The organism is Pedobacter sp. (genome assembly GCF_965279535.1).
Taxonomy (GTDB): domain Bacteria; phylum Bacteroidota; class Bacteroidia; order Sphingobacteriales; family Sphingobacteriaceae; genus Pedobacter.
The window spans coordinates 439,356-458,225 of the sequence record NZ_OZ257244.1 but is presented as its reverse complement, the minus strand read 5'-3'; the positions used below and the strand labels follow the sequence as shown (position 1 = coordinate 458,225).

The window sequence follows — 18,870 nt, the reverse complement described above, 5'->3', positions numbered from 1 at the left end:
CTTAATCTGTCATTCCAGGTAATTTTACTCCTCCTGCTTTCAGGTTATCCATTAACTCTTTTTGAAAGGCGAGTTTTGTGTCTGTGAAACCATGTGCATTTACCCAGATATTCATGGCAACTTTATAACCGCTTTCTTCAAGTGCTGATATGCCAATCCTTTTTTCTGGAATTTTCAGGGCTTCTTTACACTTGGTTACCGTTTTATTGAAAATATCCACTATTTTATCGTATTCGATACCGTATCCAAATTTGATCTCTATGTCTAACCTGCGGTTACCTTGTCTGCTGATGTTAATAATGACTTCATTGGAAAGTTTACTGTTTGGGACAATAACCGTTCTGTTATCAAAGGTTTTGATGATGGTATAGAAAATCTGTATAGAGGTTACCGTTCCTTCTTGCCCCTGGGCTAGGATATTATCGCCTACAACAAAGGGTTTAAGCAGTAAAATAAGTACACCACTGGCAAAATTCTGAAGTGTTCCAGATAGTGCTAAACCGGCAGCAACACTCAAACCACCCAATAAAACCGTGAGAGTGGTGAGTTCATAACCAAAAAGCTGGATTACAAAAAATATGAGGAGCACACGCAGTGTGATGATAATCAGGCTATTTAAAAATGGCCGCAAAGATGGATCGACATCCTTTTGGTGCAAACTCCTTTGTAACCATTTAGCAACAAGTTTAATTAGCCAAAGGCCAATGATTAGTACAACAATCCCAATTAATACGTTGGGGCCTTTTAATATTATCCAGTCATAGGCTTTGTTATAAAATTTATTCAGATCAAAATTATCAGCTTTCATTTTAGGGGACGATTATATTTAAATTAGGGCTTCTTATGTTTTACGGGAGCATCTTTTGTAACGGTTACTTTTTTTGCATCTTTTGCAGAGGTAACTTTCTCATCAGCACCTTTTGCCTTACTATTTCTAGCAGCTGTAGCCTTGCTATCTTCTGCTGCAGTTTTTGAATTTTTCATTTTTTGTTAGTTTAATCTTGAGTTAACCAGGTTTTAGCTTCTTCGATTTCATCTGGGCCAAAGCCCTTGGCACTTCCTGGGGTAACGAAGGTGAAAGCATCTGTAAACCATTGCACCCCTTTCTCAGGGCTTACCACAGCAATTTTTTTCCATTTCGTAAAATTCTCCAAACCTGCTTTGGCATCCTGTATCCATGCACCGGCTGTAAAATTCTTTACTGCTGTTTCTAAAACCAGCAAATATCTGATTTCGTTAAAACGTTCTGCTGTTCGCTCTAAGCCAGGCAAGAGTACATTTTTCAGGTCTTTACTATCTACTTCGCCTGTGGCCCGTACGCCAAATATGCTATCGGGTAATCCGGTTATTTCTGTTAACATGTTGTTTCTTTTAAGATAGAACACATTAAAAACAGAAGATGTTTGCCTAAAATTAAATTCTTCCCTTTTGGAATTCGTATTCAAACAGTTATTAAGCTTATGGTGTTATGCTTTTATAACTCAATCAATCACCATGAAAAACAATTTATTAAAAACAGCTATTTATCTTTCAATTACGGGTTTTACATTTCTTGCCTGTACAAATAACACTAAACAGCATTCTACAAGTACTGATTCAATTACTAGTGATTCTTCGAATATAATAAGCTTAAAACCTGCCGGACCGGCACCCGAATGGGGAAAAACAATCCGACCAGAAATGCAAACGGTTATGGAGAAGCTTGTTAGCTATGGAGATAGGCCCATCGAGGGTTTATCCGCCACTGAGGCAAGAAAAAATCATACCCCTGCAGATGCAGTTCTGGCTGTAGCTGAACAAAATCATATTGTTGCACCCGCTTCAAAAGTAGACACAAGCGGAAAAGATATCAGCGTGAATGGTGGAAATGTTCATGTTCGGATTTATAAACCTAAAAATGCAAAATCAGCACTTCCAATTGTTGTTTACTATCATGGTGGTGGCTTTGTGATTGCCAATTTAGATGTATATGATGCTTCTGCAAGAGCTTTATCCGAACAGGTGAATGCGATTGTAGTATCTGTTGCGTATCGTTTAGCGCCTGAATATAAATTTCCAACCGCTCATCAGGATGCATTTGCCGCTTATGAATGGGTAGTTAAAAATGCTGTGAGCCTGAAAGGAGATCCGGCTAAAATTGCGGTTGCAGGTGAAAGTGCAGGTGGAAACCTTGCTGCAAACGTATCAATTATGGCCAGAGATAAACATATTATGCTTCCCTTGGCTCAGGTATTGATATATCCTATCGCGCAGGCAGATATGAATACCGAATCGTACAAGATGTATACAGATGCGAAACCGCTTAATAAGGCTATGATGAACTGGTTTACAACTCAATATCTTTATACTGCAATTGAAGCTCAGGACCCTAAAATCTCGCTTATTCATGCCAACCTGAGAAATCTTCCACCAACTACCATTATCACGGCTGAAATAGATCCGCTAAATAATGACGGGGTAATGCTGTCGAATAAACTATCTGAAGCAGGGGTTAAAGTTAATAGCCGGAATTACGAAGGTGTTACCCATGAATTTTTTGGAATGGCACTGGTTGTTCCAGAAGCGAAACTGGCCCAGGCTTATGCCGCAGAACAACTTAAAGCAGCATTCAAATAAACTTGAAACAAGAAAGTCCTGTCGGTTATGACAGGACTTTCTTATGCTCCTTTTTTTGCAGTCAGGCTCTGCATCAACTGATCATATAGATCATCGCTTGAAGCTTTTTGTGGTTTTATCTTCTTAACTGTTGCGCGCTTACCTTTAGATTTTGCTTTAATAATTTTTAACAGTTCATCACTGTAATCGTCTTTGAAACTACTTAAGTCAAATTTAGCGCTATATTGTTTAATTAAGGCCAAGCCTACATCGATCTCTTTCTTGGTAATATTAATATCATCTACTGTGGTAATATCGGCGAGACTTCTTATTTCCTGATCAAACCTGATTTTGGTTATGACAATGATGTTGTTCATCGGATGGATTACGCAAAGGTTTTCGCTGTTTCGCAGTACAAACCTGGCTACACCAGCCTTACCCGATTTTTCCAGTGCTTTAAGTAAAAGTGCATAAGCTTTTCTTCCTTGTTTTTCTGGCTCAGTATAATAGGAAGTTTCGTAATAAATTGGACTAATTTCCTTGATATCAACAAAATTTTCCAATTCTATAATTTTTGTTTTTTCGGGTGCTGCTTCTTCGAAATCGTGTTTATCCAGAACCACATAACGGTCTTTTAAGAAGTAACCGCGTACGATTTTATCATATGGCACTTCTTTTTGCGTATTTTCATTTACACGCATAAATTTGATTTTGGCATGATCGCGCTCATCGAGCATATCCAGATCTAAATTACTATTCTGAACCCCGGAATATAACTTAACAGGAATATTTACCAATCCAAATCCTATTGAACCTTTCCAAATCGATCTCATAATGATATTTAATATACTTACTAACATGATCCTAAAGCAGATTGTTTTGATATTAAAAATCGTAAATTGAGAAAATTCCCAAACTATTTAGATAACCTTATGTTATTTAGATACCTAAAGTACTAAATACATATGAAGATCGCTTATATTTCTACCTATCCACCACGTGAGTGTGGGCTAGCTACCTTTAATCAAAATCTGGTTAATGCGTTAAGCTTAAACCCATCCTATAATGCTGACGAAAGCTTTATTGTTGCGATGAATGAGTCAGACGATATTAGTGAATATGCCTACCCCAAAGAAGTTAAGTTTGTAATCCGACAACAAAATCAGCAAGATTACATCGATGCAGCTAATTTTATAAACAATAGTGGTGTAGATTCTTGTATTATAGAACATGAATTTGGCATTTATGGAGGAAACAGTGGTGTATTTTTGCTTTCCTTGATTAATAAGCTCAACAAGCCTTTTGTTACCATTCTACATACTGTATTGAAAGAGCCTAATTTTATGCAGCAAACCATCATTAAGGAAATTGCAGCTAAATCTGCCAAAATTGTGGTGATGAGTAAGAAGGCGATTCTGTTCTTAAATAATATCTATCAAATTCCTTCTGCTAAAATAAAATTAATTGAACACGGTGTTCCGGATCTAAATCCTTCAGATGATAATCCTGTTGCTGTTTCAGCACTTTTTAAAAATAGAAAAGTACTTTTTACTTTCGGCTTAATTAGTAGAAATAAAGGGCTGGAAACCGTAATTAAAGCACTCCCTAAAATAGTTGAACAACATCCGGATGTGCTTTATGTTATTTTGGGTAATACGCATCCGGGAGTTGTTAGGCATAACGGAGAGGAATACCGCGATAGTTTGAAGCAATTAGCAGATGACCTGGGCGTAGCCAATCACATTGCTTTTGTAAATAAATTCGTATCAGAAGAAGAATTACACCAGTACCTTACTGCATGTTACCTTTATATAACGCCTTATTTAAATGAGGCTCAAATTACGAGTGGAACTCTATCTTATGCTGTAGGTGCGGGTGCAGCAGTGGTATCTACACCCTATTGGCATGCCCAGGAGTTATTGGCAGATAACCGCGGAAAACTATTTGATTTTAAGGATGATAAACAATTGGCCTTAATCGTTAATTCTCTTTTATCAGATGAAACAAAACATCATGAATTGAAGGTTAATGCTTACCGATACGGTTTAAATTTAAGATGGCCGGCAATTGGTAATGTATATTTAGCATTATTAAATGAGGCGCTTATTGCACATCAAAAACCAGGAAGAACAATTCCTCCTATTATAGATGTAGAAAATATGCCGGCATTAAACCTCGCACATATATCTTTATTAACTGACGATACCGGGATTATTCAACATGCAAGATTCGGCATTCCCAATTTGAAGGAGGGATATTGTATTGATGATAATGCCAGGGCTTTGATTATGACCTTAATGGCATATGACCAGGATAAGAATCCCACCGGACTTAAACTGATGCCAGTTTACCTCAGTTTTATACAATACATGCAGTCTGAAGATGGTAATTTCAGAAACTTTCTGAGTTTTAACAGGAATTATCTCGATGAGGTAGGTTCTGAAGATTCTTTCGGCAGAACCATTTGGGCTTTGGGTTACCTGATTTGTGCCGCGCCAAACAACTCTTATCGCGAGTTTGGTAGAGAATTATTTTCACACTCGTTGTCACATTTTAAAAAACTGAAATATATCCGAGGAAGGGCAAATACCATTATTGGCCTCTCCTACTATTTAATGGCGCAGCATGGCGATGAACGTATTACTTTGGAGATTAATGGCCTGGCTCAATCACTTATCAAGGCTTACCACGAAAACAAAGAAGGAGATTGGCATTGGTTTGAAGATATACTAACTTATGACAATGCGATTTTACCTCTTGCGTTGTTACATCACTATGAGGTAACAGGTAATATGGAGTCCTATCAAATTGCCATGGAAAGTATAGAATTTTTAAATACTTTTTCATTTGAAAATGGTTACTTAAATCCGGTTGGAAATGCCGGATGGATGAAGAAACATGGTAAAAACCCGATCTATGATCAACAGGCTATAGAGACTATGGCAATGGTATTGCTTTATTCAAAAGCATTTGCAATTACAAAAGACACTGCTTTTCTGGAAAAAATGCAGATGAGTTACGAGTGGTTCCTGGGTAAAAACAGTCTCCACATCCCTTTGTATGATCCTGAAACGCATGGTTGTGCAGATGGATTACAGTTTAACAGTGTAAACCGAAATCAGGGGGCAGAAAGCACTTTGGCCTATTTTATTTCGCATCTTTCTGTATTAAAAGCAGCAGAGAGTGAATATCAAACTTTATCTTCACCATTGGTTGAAGTAGATAAATACAGTTAATTATACTCTTTTCTCGGAAATATAAAAGAGACACTTTACAGGTGTCTCTTTTTTTAAGATTATTATAAGGATCATTATAAAAGGCTATAATAATCGGTAATCAGGATTATTATAGAACATTTTTAGTCAGTATTATTCTCCAGTAATCTGTTTAAGAGAAGTTCCAGGTTTACTGTTGCAAATGATGAACTATAATCAGATAATCCGTAAGGAATAATGAGTTCACCATTGCTGATTATTGATCCACAGGAATATACGACATTAGGTACATACCCCTCACGTTCGTCATTATTCGGGATAATTAATGGCTCTTTCAAATGACCGATCTCTTTGCAGGGGTCTTCCAGATCCAATAACACCACCCCGATGCAGTATCTCCGCATAGGACCTACACCATGCGTAATTACTAACCAGCCTTTTTCTGTTTCAATAGGCGATCCACAATTCCCGATTTGTACAAGTTCCCAATCATATCGTGGTTGTTTGAGTAAGATTGGATTTTCCCAGATATTAACTTTATCAGAAAACATTAAATAATTATTCCAGCCATCGATTCTACTCATCATTACATATTTGCCTTTTATCTTTCTGGGAAATAAGGCTAAGTTTTTATTCTGGGCACCATCGCCATACAGTGGAATTACCTTAAACTCATAGAAATCCTCTGTTTGAACTAGCTTTGGAATGATTAATGAACCATCAAATGCAGTATAGGTAGCATAATAAACAGCCTTACCATCTTCTCTGATAAATTTTACAAAACGTGCATCCTCAATTCCTTTACGTTCAAATTCTGAAATTGGAAAAATAACCCGATCGGAAATATCGGTATCCTTTGAAAAACTAATTGTATGATAAGTGTCTGACAACCATAAAACCTTGTCGTACTCAATTAAACGATCGGGATTGTCTTTATGCAAGGTCTTGGAGTCCTTAATTATATTGCTTAAGCTGGTGTATTCGAAACGTTCATCGAGCTTGCTTTCAATCTCTTCCAGTACTGCTGGGTCAATTTGCGCATAGGCTGCCTTTTTCAAAAAGAGTTTCTTAATGTAAATCGCATTTTTAACTACCTCAGCCTCATCTACATAATTACCTACCGGCAATACCTGGATATTGTTTTTAGCATCAATTAAGGCCCTTCTGAAGACTATTGATGAGATGTGTCCCTCTCCAACAGCCCTAAAGCTAATAATCACCCTTTTTTCTCCTTCAACCAAATCGGTCTGATCGGGATCATCAACAATACTCGGATTGAAAAAGGCTGCTGATTCAATCGAATACTCGTGGGTAAAATATGCACCGATTAAAAGTTTTGTATAAGGTTCAATGTCTTCATAATCGACGCCTAAAATTGAAAATTGTTTACGAAGTTTTTTACAATGGCGATTGAGTATCTTGGTAATGTTGCGATGCCGTTTAGAGTATTCTTGCAGAATTGGTGAGATTAATGAAAAGACCTTATCGTCTGAAAATTCAAGTACTTTTCTGATAACTTCTAAGGCCCTTGTTTCTCCGTTAAAGAAAAAACGGGCAATTACTCTTTTGGTATCTGGATTTACCTTTACCGGCTTACGTTCAATATATAGTCTCATTAGCTTTGCATGTTTTGACGAACTTTCCAATTATCTAAGCAATCAGGATAGTAGTATTAACTAATTTACGATATATATTGTTTCTAATATTTATGTTTTAATCATAATATTTAACTTTAAAGCGAAATACATCCACCAAATACTGATCTATGTTTAACGATGCCGGTTCCGAAAGAAATAGTTATGATAATGAGCAGAAACGTTTAGCTAAAATCTCCCATTATGAAATTGTGGCTACTGCAGCAGAAAGTAGTTTTGACCAGATCACTTTTCTGGTAAAGGATTTGTTTGATGTAGAAAATGCTTTTATTGCTTTTAAATTGACTGATGGGGTGTTTTTTAAATCCTGGTTTGGAACAGAGTCTATTAAAAAAGTGATTACAGATTTGTTGCTAAAAGATTTCTCAACAGATCAATATCTCGAAAGTGATCTTGTTGTTTCTGCCATCCAATCTCCTGAGGGATATCTGTTGGGATATGTGGGCTGCTTTTTAAAGCATCATGTAAAGCCTGGTTCGAAGCAATTGGAAATGCTCAGGCGTTTATCGGCAATTATTACCGACAAGCTGGAAGAGCGAATGGCAGTCAGGAAATTGCTGCGAATTACAGACGACAGGTTGCATGTATTGATTCATGACTTAAAAAATCCAATGACTACAATCGGCCTTCAATCTGAATTGTTGAGCAAACTGCCTGGCGCTGATGAAAAGGTAAAATTGATTGCAGGAAAGCTACATAGCCAAAGCAAACAGATTGTAAGTGACTTGAATCATATACTTAGCTCGGCAAAAAGGGAAAATGCGAATTTCAAGCCTCAGAAAATAAGTTTTGATTTAATCGAATTGCTTAATGAAACCCTGAAGAACTTAAGTGAAAAGGCTGCACTTAAAAAACAGGTCTTCCTCTTTGAGCCAGGTGTTCCAATCAGCATTATAGGAGATCCTGAAAAGCTTTTTGAAGTTTTTCATCAGTTGATTGATAATGCTATTAAATTTTCAGCACCGGAAAAAGAGATTCGATTATCGTTAACAGCCGGTATTAACCAGGTAACTGTACAAATTCATGATCAGGGAACCGAATTAAGCGAAGAAGGTTTAGAGAAGTTATTTTTCAAATTTGCTGATGTTGGCAGCGTACCTACAAACCATGAAAATACGCCCAAATTAGGTTTACAAATTGTTAAGTTATTAGTTGATATGCACAAAGGTAAGGTATGGGCCGAACGCGCGGGAGGTCAGTCGGGAACCATTTTGTATGTTCAACTACCCCTCAAATGAGTTGGCGAGAAGTAAGCTAATTAGCGACATTTCTTCCAGCACAGTCCTTGTTGGGCTACCGGTTTTTACAAAAGACCATTTAATCAGCCTGATTGAACCTTGCTCGATTTCTATCCCTGTGATATCCCCATCGTTAAAGCAACAGCAACCGGTGTTGAAGTATCCTGGCTGATACTTTCTGAAGTGAGGTGCCTTATCCCCTTCCCTTATCCTTGTTTTAAGTGCTTCATTTAATGCATTAATTTGTTCATGATTATTATCTTTTCTTGCTTTTCTCAATTTGAGATAAATTCGCTCCAGATGTGTTAAGGAAGCAAATACAGGCTGGTGAGTATGGCCGGTAATCAGTGCTGTTAGTTTCTGGTTTGCCACCCAACTGTACATCAGTACATTGTGTTTTGTTTTGAGTTGATTATCGTAAGCAGGCGTATTTGGGTTAATCTGCAGATAAGCCTGTAATGGAGCCCATATTGTGCTTACGAACCATTTACTAAACCAGTTTCCGTCACTTTGTAAATCTCCCTGATGTCCGTGAGTAAGAAAAATTTTTAATTCTTCCCCTTCCAGCATAATTTTAAGAATTGCGCCCTCATAAATCGGGATTTTTTTTCCATAAATCCTGTTTAAATTAAATCCCGATAAAGGATCGTTATCCCAATAGAGATCATGGTTACCGAAAATTTTGGTAAATGCATCCCGTTCTATAAAACGTTTTTCTGCATTAAAGGTAGGCATATTGTGGTTGATAATGCTTTCCATCAAATTTTCCCACAGTTCCTCACTATCACCCAGATTGATATAGTGAAAATTAGCTTCATCATAATGTTGTAAAGCAGCGAGATAGTTCTTTTCTGCCAAAGCAAAATCGTCGGCCAAATCACGGGCACCTTTGTGCTGATCGGAAAATATGATGAATTTACTTTCAGTTGTAATGTGAAGAATCGGGCCTCTTTTGCTGTTTGCTTTATTAATGGTTTTAAAAAGCTTCGTCAAAGCATCGTGAATGCGTTTCCGGTTGGGTCTGGAAGCATATTTATTGGACATTCGAATGATCCAGTTACTTAGTAGGCGTTGTAAAAATTTTTGCATTCATTAATTTCTATACTAAACTTAACAAAAAATAAGTTCAAATGTTACAGGCTTAATGCAGACATTACTGAATATTAAACTATTTTTTTACTAAATTTGTTAGTATTGAAAAGATCAGGAAGTACAGATTTACCCTTACATTACGGCCAGGTTCCACCCTGGCTGGCGCAACGCATGACCAAGTTAGGGCTAGCCATTACCGAAGCAATTTTATTGGAATACGGACGCGCTGAATTAATCAGGCGTTTGAGTAGTCCGTTTTGGTTTCAAAGCTTGGGTGCTGTGATGGGTATGGACTGGCATTCATCAGGAATCACGACTTCGGTATTAGGTGCCCTTAAGAAAGCGATTAACCCACTTTCGAAAGAATTGGGTATTTATGTTTGTGGTGGAAAGGGAAAATACAGCAGAGAAACACCACAAGAACTTTTGAGGATAGCCGATAAGACCGGGCTGGATGGCCATGCACTAGTTCGGTCGAGTAAACTAAGTGCTAAGGTTGATAATACAGCTATTCAGGATGGTTTTCAACTGTATCTGCATAGTTTTATCCTAAGTAGTGATGGAGATTGGACTGTTGTACAACAAGGTATGAGCGATCAAAGTGCTACTGCTAGAAGATATCACTGGCATTCGGCTGGTATTAAATCTTTTGTAGAAGAGCCTCATACTGGTATTTGCGGTGTTAATCAGGGCCAGATACTTAATCTTACGGCTCATGATGCACTGATTACGAGAAATGGTATCCTGGATATCACAACAGAATCTCCTGCTAAGATGCTTCCCGAAATACAGAAGCTTGTGATGCCTGATCATCATGATGTACGGGCCAAGGATGTGGATTTAAAACGTTTAGGAAGTGTTTTGTGGTTGGCACAAGAGAGGAAACCCAAAGATTTTGAATCATTGTTATTACTGGAAGGCATGGGACCACGCACATTGCAGTCAATGGCATTGGTTAGTGAGATCATTTATGGCACCCCCTCCCGTTTCTCCGATCCTGCACGGTATTCATTTGCTAATGGTGGAAAAGATGGGCATCCATTCCCTGTTCCAGTGAATGTTTATGATGAAACAATTTCTATACTTCAAAAAGCTGTAGAGCGGGCTAAGATTGGTTTTACAGACAAACAGGAAGCGATTAAATCTTTGCATGATATTGCTAAAAATGCGGAGCAAAATTTTATACCCAATATGGATTTCGATAAGGTTATCGCCCGGGAACGTGTAAATAGCTGGAAGTATGGAGGCAGGACCGTATTTGGTAAGGAGAAAGCACCCGAAAATCAGCAACTGAAGTTGTTTTAGAAAGGCAGTTTAGGAAAAGCGTTTGGAAAATGTCTGATTTGATTTTTTACTGGTCTGTGAGCCACAGACCAGGGATGACAGTAAAAGGGCCAGGTTTTGCTTCCAGCCCAATGACTAATGACAACTGGCTAAATAACCATTGATTACAATTGAATCATTTTACCTGTTTTTACGGACTCATCGCATGCAAAAGCAATCCGTAAGCTGTTTATCGCGTCTTCGGTGGCATCCGTAAGGTCCAAATCTTCCTGAATGGCCTTTAAAAAAAAGCGCTGTTCCCGGTTGCAGAGCTCCTGATGGTCTGGTTCATCTTTAAGATCCAGGTACTCATCAGCTTGCGTAAATTCATCTTGTTTGTTTAGTTCTCCGTAGTGTACCTTAATCGACTCCGTTTTAGTATGCGCATCAATATCATCGGATTTACCTGCTTTTGAAGCATCCCTAGCAACTATAGAGACAGCGCCTTTCGGGCCAAATACATCCTTGATAAAGAAGGCATTATCGCTTACCATTGGACCCCAACCTGCTTCATACCAGCCAATTGAGCCGTCTTCAAATCGGATCTGCAACTGTCCGTAATTATAATTCCAATCAGGGATATCGTCAGTTAATCTTGCTCCTATTGCACTTACCTGTACAGGTTTTGACCGCGTCATTTGACACATCACATCAATGTAATGTACTGCACAATCTACTATAGGACTTAAGCTCTTCATCAGGTTGCGGTGTACAGTCCATTTTGCACCATGACTCTGTTGATTCAGGTTCATACGCATCACCAGCGGCTTACCCATTTGCTGAGAAAGTTCGATAAACTTTTCCCAGGAAGGGTGATAGCGTAAAATGTAGCCTACAACCAGTTTTTTATTGGCTATTTTTGCTGCTTCTGCCACACGAATGGCTCCATCAACAGTATCTGCCAATGGTTTCTCAATAAATACATGACAACCACTTTCGAAAGCTTTAACAGCAAAGCTTTCATGGGTATCCGGATAGGTAGAGATACATACCGCATCCGGCTTCGTGGCGTGTAACGCTTCTTCGAAATCTGCAAACAGCAAATATCTACCTCCCAGTTTTTCATTTAATTTTACCTTACTTTCACCGGTGGAAACTAATCCACAGATTTCAAAACCGGGTAAGCTGTGGTAAGCCATGGCGTGTGAAGCTCCCATATTGCCGCAACCAACCACTAAAACCCTTAAATTCTTTTTTGTATCTAACATATGCGATTATACTCCTAAACTCCAGCCACTGCGATATTCCCTTTTCACAAATTGGTTTACTTCATCAAAATTTGTCACTTTCAAATTCTCCTTATCCCATAAAAGTTTAATGTCTCTTCCTGGATAGGTAAAGCCTTTTCCGTCTGCTTTTGGTTTTTGTACATCTGTACCGCGAATGGCCAGGTTCGCAATCAGTAAAGTTTCGGTAACGGGGCCAGCAATCTCGAAAGGAGAACTCAGTTGAATTTTCCCATATCCTGCGATAGCAGCCTCTGCCCATTGCCAGTAATGTCCATCAACACCGCCCTTCACGCGCTCAATTTTAGGTTTTACGTGTACTTCATTGGTTCTTGACAATGGTAATAACCTCGGATTTGCGCCATAAACGTCACACATCATTTTACCGCGGGTGCCTTCAAAAAGCACTCCATTTGGTCCAAAAGATTCATTTGGAGCAAGTTCATCGGGACGTGCCGGTTTAATTCCTCCATCCATCCAATGGATTTGCAAGTTGCCTTTTGTTTTTTTTGTTTTCTCAAATGTGAGGATCACGTGGCTTGATGGCGGACAGCTATCCGGGAAATATCCGCGTTTGAATTCATCTACATAAATACTGCCCACACTACACTGTACGTCGATGGGGGTATCCAAGCCTAAAACACGAATAGGCGGTTCGATCAGGTGACAACCCATATCTCCGATTGCACCTGTTCCGTAGTCCCACCATCCTCTCCAGTTAAAGGGAACTAACTTATCAATATAGGGTTTATAAGGTGCGCTTCCAAGCCATAAATCCCAATCTAACTCAGTTGGAATACTTGAGCCTCCAGTAGAAGGCCACAAAATTCCCTGTGGCCAGGATGGGCGGTCTGTCCAGCAATATACGGTATGGACTTTACCAATTACACCTGCATTACACCAGTCCTGCAACTGTCTAACCCCATCACCAGAAGCGCCTTGATTACCCATTTGAGTAACTACCTGATAACGTTTCGCTGCTTCAGTAAGCTTACGGGCCTCAAAAATATCGTGTGTTAAGGGTTTTTCGACATAAACGTGTTTCCCCAGTTGCATTGCTGCCATGGCAATCATAGCATGGTTATGATCGGGGGTAGAAACTACTACCCCGTCGATATTCTTGCCTTCTTTTTCAAGCATTACGCGATAATCCTTGTAATACTTTGCTTTAGGGAAACTTTTGACTGAGTTTGCCGCCCTTCTATCATCCACATCGCATAAAAAAGCGATGTCTGATTTACCTCCCTTGTAGATATTGGCAAGATTGCTCTGCCCTTTTCCGCCAACCCCAACGCCAGCAACCATTAACCGATCGCTAGGTGCTAAAAATCCCTTTCCCAAAACGTGGCGTGGCACGATCATGAAGCCAGCTGCTGCCAAAGCTGTTGTTTTAATAAAATTTCTTCTCGAATTCAGATTGGTCGAATCTTCTTTGTCTTCCATCATACTCTTGTGCTAAACAATATAATTAAGTTTAATCTTTATCTTATTTCTATTTATTTTTTCTTGCTCAAATCTTTAATCCGGATGTTCCTGAACTGAACTATAGATCCATGTCCCAGAAATCCAATATGACCGCTGTCGCGAAGTAATCCGGGATGTTGTTTTCCATCTGCTGCACCGTTTTTGCGAGCTTCTGTAATATCGCCATCCAATATTACCGCTCCATTAAGGATTACTTTAATTTTAGGTCCTTTTACTACAACTTCTTCATAATTCCATTCTCCTACTGGTTTAAGGAAACCTCTTTTAGCGGGTAAAGTACCATAAACTGATCCATGATACTGGTAAACATGTAAATCTTTATAAATCGGTGCTTCATTATCCAGAATCTGTAATTCCATTCCTGTATAAGCAGCATCCCCTTCCAGAGGTGCGCGAATTCCTAATCCATTATTAGCTCCTGGTGTAAGCTGAAACTCGAAGCGGAACACAAAATCGCTAAATTCTTCTTTAGTAAATAAGTTTCCTCCAGATCCTTTTCCTGGTTTCGGCCGGATAGCGATGTTTCCATCTTCAATAGAATAATCAACCGTATTCCCTGTCCATTGGTGCATGTTGGTGCCATCGAATAACACTTTGTAGCCCTCTTTCTTTTCTTGCGTACTTAACTCAAAAGGCTTAACCCTTGGAATTTCACGGATATATAAATCTCTGTAAACTACTGGTGAGCCATGTGCCTGCAATTCAATTTGTTCTTCGGCGAAGATGGGTAAACTTCTATCCCAATAATTTTCCAAAATGATATTGTCAGTTACCAACTGTCCATTAAGATAAACGGTAACACGATCTCCTTTCATTAATATTCTGAAGGTATTCCATTCATCAATTTTATTATCGGCAACCTTTAGTGGTTTACTTTCATTTGTTTGGTTATTGTATAAACCACCTGATCCAACCTGTGCGCCTACCTTGGTTCTGGCATTATCCCAAATTTGTACCTGAGGTGTGCCGCGCAGATAGATTCCTGCATCGCCTTCTCCTTTTTTATCATCAACAATTTTCCAATCGACCAACATTTCAAAATCACCATACTTTTTTATGGTGGCCAAATTATTACCTTTGCCTACAAACTGAAGCTCGCCATTTACAGGCTTCCAGTTATTTTGAGCCTCTGCATCTGCTTTTTCCTGAGCAGTAGCCAGCGTTTTCGCATCCATTTTAGCACGTTTAACCGGATCAGCAACCAAGCCTTTCCAGCCAGCTAAATCTTTTCCGTTAAACATAGATACAAATCCTTCTCCGGCTTTCATTTCTGCAATGTATTTACGCATTCCTTCTTTTTGGTAACCGCTATCTGGTCCGGTAATTACCGAAATGGTTTTATTTAAAAGTTCTTTTACAAGATCTCCATTATATTCACCGGCTAAGGTAATGTTCATTACTGCCTGGGCAGCAGCTTGCTGTAATGCAGCGTTATCCAGGTACTTGCCTGCAAAAAGAATGGCATTCAAACACTTAGACTGTTGCAAATCCTTTAAAATCTGTTGTTTTTGTTCTACCATTTGTGCCACTTCCATTGCATTGCGGAGCATCAATAGTTTTTGTTCTGCAGGATCCTTACTTTCTCTTATTAACTTAAGATATCCCTTCAGGGCAGTATCCAGAAAAGAAGCATTTTTGGTTTCCCTGGCTATTCGAATAAGCTCTCCTGCAGCAGTTGCATCTTTCCAGGAGGCCAAAGCTTCTACTGCAGCTTGCTGGCTGGTTTCATTGCCGGAGCGATAGGCACTGGTTACAGCAGCCAGGGCCTGATCTCCCCCTAAACTGGCCAATACTTTATAAAACAAATGCTTTTTTGCTTCTGGAGCTGTTTTTATTTGCTGTAGAACTGTTTGTACTGTCGCAGTATTATTTTGATCACCACCACTTACTGCGGCAATAATTGCTTTTTGAACTGCAATTTCATTATCACCAGTATTTTCATTAAGTAAGGTAAATAACTGAGGTAAATCATTCGCAACCACTACCGAGTTTAATGCAGCATAAGCTGCCTTACTTACTTCAGGATTTTTATTCTTTAACTGCGTATAAACGGCATCCATTTGTGTGTTTGCAGCACGTGAAGCTAGAAGATTAAGCATAGCAATTTGTGCGGCTGGTTTTGCGGATGGAATAGCCTTTGCAATTTGCTCAGTAATGCTGCTTCCTTTCATCCGTTTAATGGCATTAGAAACATCTTGAATGGTGGAACTGTCGCCTTTATTCATCAATTTTAGCAGATCGCCAAGTACTTTTTCCTGGCCAATATTAACTGAAGCATTAATTGCATTTCGCTTAACATTTGGGTTCTGCTGCTTATATTGTTTAACAATTGCATTTAAAGCTTCTGGAGCGGGCACTTGTCCAAGCATATAAATAATGTCGGCTTTTGTTTCATCGTTTGCCTTGTTCATTGCTTTAATCCATGCGCTTGTATTGCCTTCATTTACATATGGAATAGCAAATTTTAGTGCTGCTCTGCGATATTGCGAATTGGGGGCTGTACCTGCGGTTAATAACAAGGATTGATTATCTGGTACTGCCTGAACCAATAATTTTAATGCAGCGGTATGAACATCTGTCAGTTCTCCGGTATTGGTTTTATCCCAGGCATTTTGAGCCATTTTAGCTGCAAGTGCTTTATCCCCTTTTTTAAGTATTTCATTTGCATAAATGAGATAGCTTGAAACTGCATTGGTATTTTCATATTTATACCCTGCCTTTTCTGCTGCTGTAGCCAATACATTTTCAGATGCCGGATCAGCGATATAAGCTAAACTATATAAGGCGATTTTAGTGGTACGCGCATCAGCATTGGTAAGAATTGATTGAATAGCTTGTGCGGCCTGTGGATAGCGAACATCTCCTAAAGCTTCAATTATAGACAAACGCGCCTGGCCGCTGGCTTTACCCAAGCCATTTAAAAGCATAGCTTTTGAAGTGGATGTATTGATTTTTGCCAATGCACGGGCAGCAGGATCTGCTAATGCATTATCACTCAGGTAAGCACCCAAACAGTTAACGGCATCATCTTTACCAACTAAATCGAACTGGCTAATGATAAAAGCCTTGTTTTGTGTATCTGTTAATTGTTGAAGGACTTTGCAATAGGCATTTACACTCATTTTCCTCAGACTTTCCTGTCCGGTTTGTGTGGCGTATGCAGTAAAACCGCCTACAGTATATTCAATAAGGGAATTGTTTGCTTTACCAGGGGCTGTAAGCCCTGAAATAAGTTGTACATACCCATCTTCTCCCAGGTTAGCAATATCCTGCATGTTACTTTTTAGTAATTTAGCATCTTTTGCAGGCATTTGAGCCAATAAATCAGCTATACGTGTGGTAACGGTCCGTTCATCTTTTTTTTCCTGACCATAGGTCAGATCCTGAATCATGACAAATGCCAACAGGACAAAGAATATTTTTTTCATTATTTGATTGATGTAAATTGAATGCTGATTTGTTAACTAAATAGAGAAAGGTGCGCGCATAACCGGATTAATGAGTCTGTTAGCCCCTTCGTCATCGATAAACTCTTGTTTTACCGGATCAAACTTTAAAGATCGTCCAAGTCTTAGGGCGATTAGGCCCATATTAACAATGTTGCATGATCGATGCCCATTCTCTTCATTCAATGCAAATTTCTCGCGGTTTTTTACCGATTCTACAAAATCTGTCATTTGTGGAGTTGGATCAGGGAAAGCTGCTAATTTTCGATCTAAATCTGGAATGTCAGATTTGAACCCGGGATAAAGCTTCGCTTTTGGCCCTTCAATGTAAGGCACGTTCTTATCCTTACCTTCTCCATCTAATATGATCTGGCAGCCATCTGCATAAGTATAAGTTATTCTTCTCCAGGTTCCAACTGCATCGGTATGTTGTTGTGGTGCATCTATTTCTACAGAAACCGGACTGGTATCATCTTTCCCCAAAAAGTATTGTATAGGATCAATATAATGCTGTCCCATATCGCTTAATCCACCTCCATCATAATCCCAATATCCCCTGAACGTTTGATGTACACGATGCTCATTATAAGGTTTATAAGGTGCTGGACCCAACCATTGATCATAATCTAATTCTGCAGGTATGGGTTGTGGGGCCAGATTATCTTTTCCTACCCAATAAAATTTCCAGTCGTAACCGGTGTGTTTACCTACTGTAACTTTCAATGGCCAGCCCAGCAAACCGCTATCTACCAATTTTTTAATGGGTTTTACCGTTGTTCCCATTCCATAGAAAACATCTTTAAAACGAAACCAGGTATTTAATCGAAACATTCTGCCATGTTTCTGTACTGCTTCTACCACCCTTTTCCCCTCACCGATGGTATGTGTCATTGGCTTTTCACACCAGACATCCTTTCCTGCATTTACAGCCTCTACAGCCATAATTCCATGCCAATGTGGAGGTGTTGCAATGTGCACGATATCGACTTCAGGAAGCTTAATTAATTCGCGATAATCTCCAAATGTTTTAACGCCTTTATCTAGGAGCGCAGCTGCCTGGTTCAAATGCCTCTTATCTACATCACAAATCGCTACCACCTGTGTGCCATCATAACTGAAATGGCCTCTTCCCATTGATCCAACACCTATTACAGCTTTAGTCAATTTATCGCTGGGCGCAATAAATCCGGTTCCTCCGAGTACATATCTCGGTACAATGGTAAATGCGGCAAGTCCGATAGCCGACTTTTTAATAAAATCTCTGCGCGAACTGTGGTTCTCAGTTTGTTTAGTTTTCATGTTAGGGATCTGATATTTGGTTACCTTTTAAGGTTAAATAAAAATAAGTTTGACCGCCTACTTAAACAAGTTAAAAAGCTACGCAAACGTTTGAGCAATGGTATTGTTACTTAAAGGGGATTTGCGTGCTTGCAGGAGAAGAATGAGTTAGTTTGGAAAACTTTAATAGGTATCATTTATATATTTTTTCAGACAAATGTGGATTATAAACGGGCTAGTGAACTAAAATTGAAATAAGAACCTTGAATATACAGGAGGGATAGCAAGACGTTACTATAAGAATTAGTAGCCTGGCT

14 protein-coding genes are annotated in these 18,870 nt (G+C 39.0%); 4 read left to right on the top strand and 10 right to left on the bottom strand.

The annotated features are described in order from the left end of the window. Position 1: 1 nt before the first annotated feature. From ACQY77_RS01540 to ACQY77_RS01530, 3 genes are read right to left on the bottom strand one after another with little or no spacing between them, the layout of a single operon-like run. Positions 2–808, bottom strand: coding sequence for a mechanosensitive ion channel family protein (locus tag ACQY77_RS01540; RefSeq protein ID WP_421939749.1), 807 nt, complete (start codon positions 806–808; stop codon positions 2–4). A 23-nt stretch (positions 809–831) separates the two neighbouring features. Continuing rightward, on the bottom strand, positions 832–984 hold the full coding sequence (locus ACQY77_RS01535; protein WP_421939750.1) for a hypothetical protein: 153 nt from the start codon (positions 982–984) through the stop codon (positions 832–834). An 11-nt stretch (positions 985–995) separates the two neighbouring features. After that, on the bottom strand, positions 996–1,361 hold the full coding sequence (locus ACQY77_RS01530) for an STAS/SEC14 domain-containing protein (RefSeq protein WP_421939751.1): 366 nt from the start codon (positions 1,359–1,361) through the stop codon (positions 996–998). 133 nt (positions 1,362–1,494) lie between these two features. Between ACQY77_RS01530 and ACQY77_RS01525 the strand changes: the two genes are divergently transcribed. Beyond that, complete coding sequence (locus ACQY77_RS01525) at positions 1,495–2,616, top strand: alpha/beta hydrolase (protein ID WP_421939752.1); 1,122 nt, start codon at positions 1,495–1,497, stop codon at positions 2,614–2,616. 41 nt (positions 2,617–2,657) lie between these two features. Here ACQY77_RS01525 and ACQY77_RS01520 read toward each other — a convergent pair whose 3' ends face one another. After that, positions 2,658–3,428, bottom strand: coding sequence for a Ku protein (locus ACQY77_RS01520; protein WP_421939753.1), 771 nt, complete (start codon positions 3,426–3,428; stop codon positions 2,658–2,660). 132 nt (positions 3,429–3,560) lie between these two features. On the opposite strand from ACQY77_RS01520, the gene ACQY77_RS01515 reads away from it, so the two are divergent. Next, positions 3,561–5,831: a glycosyltransferase family 4 protein gene (locus ACQY77_RS01515; protein ID WP_421939754.1), complete on the top strand. Its 2,271-nt coding sequence runs from the start codon at positions 3,561–3,563 to the stop codon at positions 5,829–5,831. A 122-nt stretch (positions 5,832–5,953) separates the two neighbouring features. Here the strand turns inward: ACQY77_RS01515 and ACQY77_RS01510 are convergent, their stop codons facing one another. Next, positions 5,954–7,426 carry a glycoside hydrolase family 130 protein gene (locus tag ACQY77_RS01510; RefSeq protein WP_421939755.1) on the bottom strand — a complete coding sequence of 491 codons (1,473 nt, stop codon included), beginning with the start codon at positions 7,424–7,426 and terminating at the stop codon, positions 5,954–5,956. 149 nt (positions 7,427–7,575) lie between these two features. On the opposite strand from ACQY77_RS01510, the gene ACQY77_RS01505 reads away from it, so the two are divergent. Beyond that, complete coding sequence (locus tag ACQY77_RS01505; protein ID WP_421939756.1) at positions 7,576–8,703, top strand: sensor histidine kinase; 1,128 nt, start codon at positions 7,576–7,578, stop codon at positions 8,701–8,703. Here the strand turns inward: ACQY77_RS01505 and ACQY77_RS01500 are convergent. Continuing rightward, on the bottom strand, positions 8,689–9,792 hold the full coding sequence (locus ACQY77_RS01500; RefSeq protein ID WP_421939757.1) for a metallophosphoesterase: 1,104 nt from the start codon (positions 9,790–9,792) through the stop codon (positions 8,689–8,691). The genes ACQY77_RS01505 and ACQY77_RS01500 overlap by 15 nt on opposite strands. 105 nt (positions 9,793–9,897) lie before the next feature. On the opposite strand from ACQY77_RS01500, the gene ACQY77_RS01495 reads away from it, so the two are divergent. Continuing rightward, positions 9,898–11,100 carry a DUF763 domain-containing protein gene (locus ACQY77_RS01495; RefSeq protein WP_421939758.1) on the top strand — a complete coding sequence of 401 codons (1,203 nt, stop codon included), beginning with the start codon at positions 9,898–9,900 and terminating at the stop codon, positions 11,098–11,100. Between the two features lie 143 nt (positions 11,101–11,243). Here the strand turns inward: ACQY77_RS01495 and ACQY77_RS01490 are convergent, their stop codons facing one another. Genes ACQY77_RS01490 through ACQY77_RS01475 form a run of 4 tightly spaced genes read right to left on the bottom strand, consistent with a single transcriptional unit; the run spans position 11,244 to position 18,574 of the window. Then, positions 11,244–12,326 carry a Gfo/Idh/MocA family protein gene (locus tag ACQY77_RS01490; RefSeq protein WP_421939759.1) on the bottom strand — a complete coding sequence of 361 codons (1,083 nt, stop codon included), beginning with the start codon at positions 12,324–12,326 and terminating at the stop codon, positions 11,244–11,246. Positions 12,327–12,332: 6 nt separating this feature from the next. Further along, entirely contained in the window at positions 12,333–13,790 is a 1,458-nt protein-coding gene (locus ACQY77_RS01485; RefSeq protein ID WP_421939760.1) for a Gfo/Idh/MocA family protein, read from the bottom strand. A gap of 50 nt (positions 13,791–13,840) precedes the next feature. Then, positions 13,841–17,257 carry a family 16 glycoside hydrolase gene (locus ACQY77_RS01480; RefSeq protein WP_421939761.1) on the bottom strand — a complete coding sequence of 1,139 codons (3,417 nt, stop codon included), beginning with the start codon at positions 17,255–17,257 and terminating at the stop codon, positions 13,841–13,843. A 36-nt stretch (positions 17,258–17,293) separates the two neighbouring features. Continuing rightward, positions 17,294–18,574, bottom strand: coding sequence for a Gfo/Idh/MocA family oxidoreductase (locus ACQY77_RS01475; protein ID WP_421939762.1), 1,281 nt, complete (start codon positions 18,572–18,574; stop codon positions 17,294–17,296). Positions 18,575–18,870 lie beyond the last annotated feature (296 nt).